We start from the raw sequence: 2,602 nt of genomic DNA on the forward strand, positions 1-2,602 counted from the left end.
TAATGATGGCAGAGAGGTCACACCCGTTCCCATACCGAACACGGAAGTTAAGCTCTCTAGCGCCGATGGTAGTTGGGACCTTGTCCCTGTGAGAGTAGGACGTTGCCAGGCAAATGGAGGATTAGCTCAGCTGGGAGAGCACCTGCCTTACAAGCAGGGGGTCGGCGGTTCGATCCCGTCATCCTCCACCATTTAGCCGACTTAGCTCAATTGGTAGAGCAACTGACTTGTAATCAGTAGGTTGGGGGTTCAAGTCCTCTAGTCGGCACCAGAAATCATGGCGGTTGTGGCGAAGTGGTTAACGCACCGGATTGTGGCTCCGGCATTCGTGGGTTCGATTCCCATCAGTCGCCCCATTTTTCTTAAATAAATTAATATGCGGGTGTGGCGGAATTGGCAGACGCACCAGACTTAGGATCTGGCGCCTTTGGCGTGGGGGTTCGACTCCCTTCACCCGCACTTTTAATTAAATAACTCATACATGTCTTGCGGAAGTAGTTCAGTGGTAGAATACAACCTTGCCAAGGTTGGGGTCGCGGGTTCGAATCCCGTCTTCCGCTCCAATTTTCAATATGACATGCCGGGGTGGCGGAACAGGCAGACGCACAGGACTTAAAATCCTGCGGTGGGTGACCACCGTGCGGGTTCGACCCCCGCCCTCGGCACCATATGCGCCCGTAGCTCAATTGGATAGAGCGTTTGACTACGGATCAAGAGGTTAGGGGTTCGACTCCTCTCGGGCGCGCTTTTATTAACGGGAAGTGGCTCAGCTTGGTAGAGCACCTGGTTTGGGACCAGGGGGTCGCAGGTTCAAATCCTGTCTTCCCGATATTCCCAAAAAACATGGGGCCTTAGCTCAGCTGGGAGAGCGCCTGCCTTGCACGCAGGAGGTCAGCGGTTCGATCCCGCTAGGCTCCACTTATTTTAATATCATTTATGGCGGTGTAGCTCAGCTGGCTAGAGCGTACGGTTCATACCCGTGAGGTCGGGGGTTCGATCCCCTCCGCCGCTACCATAAAGGACCTTTAGCTCAGCTGGTTAGAGCAGACGGCTCATAACCGTCCGGTCGTAGGTTCGAGTCCTACAAGGTCCACCATTAGAAGTTTATATCTCGGAGGTATACCCAAGTTCGGCTGAAGGGATCGGTCTTGAAAACCGACAGGCGGCGAGAGTCGCGCGGGGGTTCGAATCCCTCTACCTCCTCCATTTTTTCTTAATTAAATATTTTATCGTCGCGGGGTGGAGCAGTCTGGTAGCTCGTCGGGCTCATAACCCGAAGGTCGCAGGTTCAAATCCTGTCCCCGCAACCAAGGTCCCGTGGTGTAGTGGTTAACATGCCTGCCTGTCACGCAGGAGATCGCCGGTTCGACCCCGGTCGGGACCGCCATTTTTACATAAAGGCTCGGTAGCTCAGTCGGTAGAGCAGAGGACTGAAAATCCTCGTGTCGGCGGTTCGATTCCGTCCCGAGCCACCATTTTGAAGTCGCAAGCCGGCTTAGCTCAATTGGTAGAGCAACTGACTTGTAATCAGTAGGTTGGGGGTTCAAGTCCTCTAGCCGGCACCACTTTCAAAATGAGCCATTAGCTCAGTTGGTAGAGCATCTGACTTTTAATCAGAGGGTCGAAGGTTCGAGTCCTTCATGGCTCACCATTTACAATTTAATGCGGGTGTAGTTTAGTGGTAAAACAAGAGCCTTCCAAGCTCTGGTCGAGAGTTCGATTCTCTTCACCCGCTTTTCAATTATGGGCCTATAGCTCAGCTGGTTAGAGCGCACGCCTGATAAGCGTGAGGTCGATGGTTCGAGTCCATTTAGGCCCACCATAATTGTTCCGCAGTAGCTCAGTGGTAGAGCTATCGGCTGTTAACCGATCGGTCGTAGGTTCGAGTCCTACCTGCGGAGCCATATTTATAGAGAAGTACCCAAGTGGCTCAAGGGGCTCCCCTGCTAAGGGAGTAGATCGCGAACGCGGTGCGAGGGTTCGAATCCCTTCTTCTCTGCCAGTAATTGGCCCGTTGGTCAAGTGGTTAAGACACCGCCCTTTCACGGCGGTAACACGGGTTCGAATCCCGTACGGGTCATATTAAAAGAGATAGCATAATCTGCTATCTCTTTTTTGTTGTGTAAAAGTGGACTTTGGATAGAAAAAAAGGGATACTCAAGGTCATTAATGAAATGGCACTTAGAAATATATCATAGCTGGGAAGATTCTAAGGAATTAGTTGTAGAGTTATTAGATACAGTTGAATAATAAAAATTGAAATATGGGGCGCTCAACTAAAGGATGCTTTAATTGAGCTTTTTAATATTGAAATTGCTGTATTAGGTGCCACCACGGAAAACAAATAGTATAAATAGAAGAAACTGTCTTTCAATAGGTGATCTACTGGAGACAGCTTTTTTATGTTGTCATTATTGTCGAGTTTTGTCGGTAAGTCGATATATTGCAAAAATCGCCGATATAATTTGAGTTACGGTCGATAAATTTCAATAATCGCTGATATATTGATGATGTATAAAAGTATGTGTAAACATTTTTAGGCAAAAAATAAGGCAAAGTACCCCCTAGGTTTATCCAGAACCTAAAATGAAAGGAGACTTTG

The 2,602-nt window shown here is 49.1% G+C and carries 22 tRNA genes and 1 rRNA gene; all 23 read left to right on the top strand.

Going from position 1 to position 2,602, the window contains the following annotated elements:
• Positions 1–111: ribosomal RNA gene (gene rrf / locus ACTFSI_RS27810) — 5S ribosomal RNA — on the top strand; the annotation flags it as partial.
• Positions 112–115: 4 nt separating this feature from the next.
• Positions 116–191: transfer RNA gene (locus tag ACTFSI_RS27815), tRNA-Val, on the top strand.
• A 4-nt stretch (positions 192–195) separates the two neighbouring features.
• A tRNA-Thr gene (locus ACTFSI_RS27820) sits at positions 196–271 on the top strand.
• Positions 272–280: 9 nt separating this feature from the next.
• A tRNA-His gene (locus ACTFSI_RS27825) sits at positions 281–356 on the top strand.
• Positions 357–378: 22 nt separating this feature from the next.
• Positions 379–459, top strand: a tRNA-Leu gene (locus ACTFSI_RS27830).
• A gap of 29 nt (positions 460–488) precedes the next feature.
• A tRNA-Gly gene (locus ACTFSI_RS27835) sits at positions 489–563 on the top strand.
• A gap of 16 nt (positions 564–579) precedes the next feature.
• Positions 580–668, top strand: a tRNA-Leu gene (locus ACTFSI_RS27840).
• Positions 669–671: 3 nt separating this feature from the next.
• Positions 672–745: transfer RNA gene (locus ACTFSI_RS27845), tRNA-Arg, on the top strand.
• Positions 746–755: 10 nt separating this feature from the next.
• Positions 756–829 (top strand) — tRNA-Pro (locus tag ACTFSI_RS27850).
• A 16-nt stretch (positions 830–845) separates the two neighbouring features.
• Positions 846–918, top strand: a tRNA-Ala gene (locus tag ACTFSI_RS27855).
• A 20-nt stretch (positions 919–938) separates the two neighbouring features.
• A tRNA-Met gene (locus ACTFSI_RS27860) sits at positions 939–1,015 on the top strand.
• 4 nt (positions 1,016–1,019) lie between these two features.
• Positions 1,020–1,096, top strand: a tRNA-Ile gene (locus ACTFSI_RS27865).
• A 17-nt stretch (positions 1,097–1,113) separates the two neighbouring features.
• A tRNA-Ser gene (locus tag ACTFSI_RS27870) sits at positions 1,114–1,206 on the top strand.
• Positions 1,207–1,233: 27 nt separating this feature from the next.
• A tRNA-Met gene (locus ACTFSI_RS27875) sits at positions 1,234–1,310 on the top strand.
• Position 1,311: 1 nt separating this feature from the next.
• Positions 1,312–1,387: transfer RNA gene (locus ACTFSI_RS27880), tRNA-Asp, on the top strand.
• Positions 1,388–1,399: 12 nt separating this feature from the next.
• Positions 1,400–1,475: transfer RNA gene (locus ACTFSI_RS27885), tRNA-Phe, on the top strand.
• Positions 1,476–1,489: 14 nt separating this feature from the next.
• Positions 1,490–1,565 (top strand) — tRNA-Thr (locus ACTFSI_RS27890).
• Between the two features lie 10 nt (positions 1,566–1,575).
• Positions 1,576–1,651 (top strand) — tRNA-Lys (locus ACTFSI_RS27895).
• 13 nt (positions 1,652–1,664) lie between these two features.
• Positions 1,665–1,735, top strand: a tRNA-Gly gene (locus ACTFSI_RS27900).
• A gap of 10 nt (positions 1,736–1,745) precedes the next feature.
• Positions 1,746–1,822, top strand: a tRNA-Ile gene (locus ACTFSI_RS27905).
• A gap of 7 nt (positions 1,823–1,829) precedes the next feature.
• Positions 1,830–1,904, top strand: a tRNA-Asn gene (locus tag ACTFSI_RS27910).
• 7 nt (positions 1,905–1,911) lie between these two features.
• A tRNA-Ser gene (locus ACTFSI_RS27915) sits at positions 1,912–2,002 on the top strand.
• A 6-nt stretch (positions 2,003–2,008) separates the two neighbouring features.
• A tRNA-Glu gene (locus ACTFSI_RS27920) sits at positions 2,009–2,080 on the top strand.
• Positions 2,081–2,602 lie beyond the last annotated feature (522 nt).

It is taken from the genome of Bacillus cereus group sp. MYBK101-2 (genome assembly GCF_051918845.1).
GTDB lineage: Bacteria > Bacillota > Bacilli > Bacillales > Bacillaceae_G > Bacillus_A > Bacillus_A paranthracis.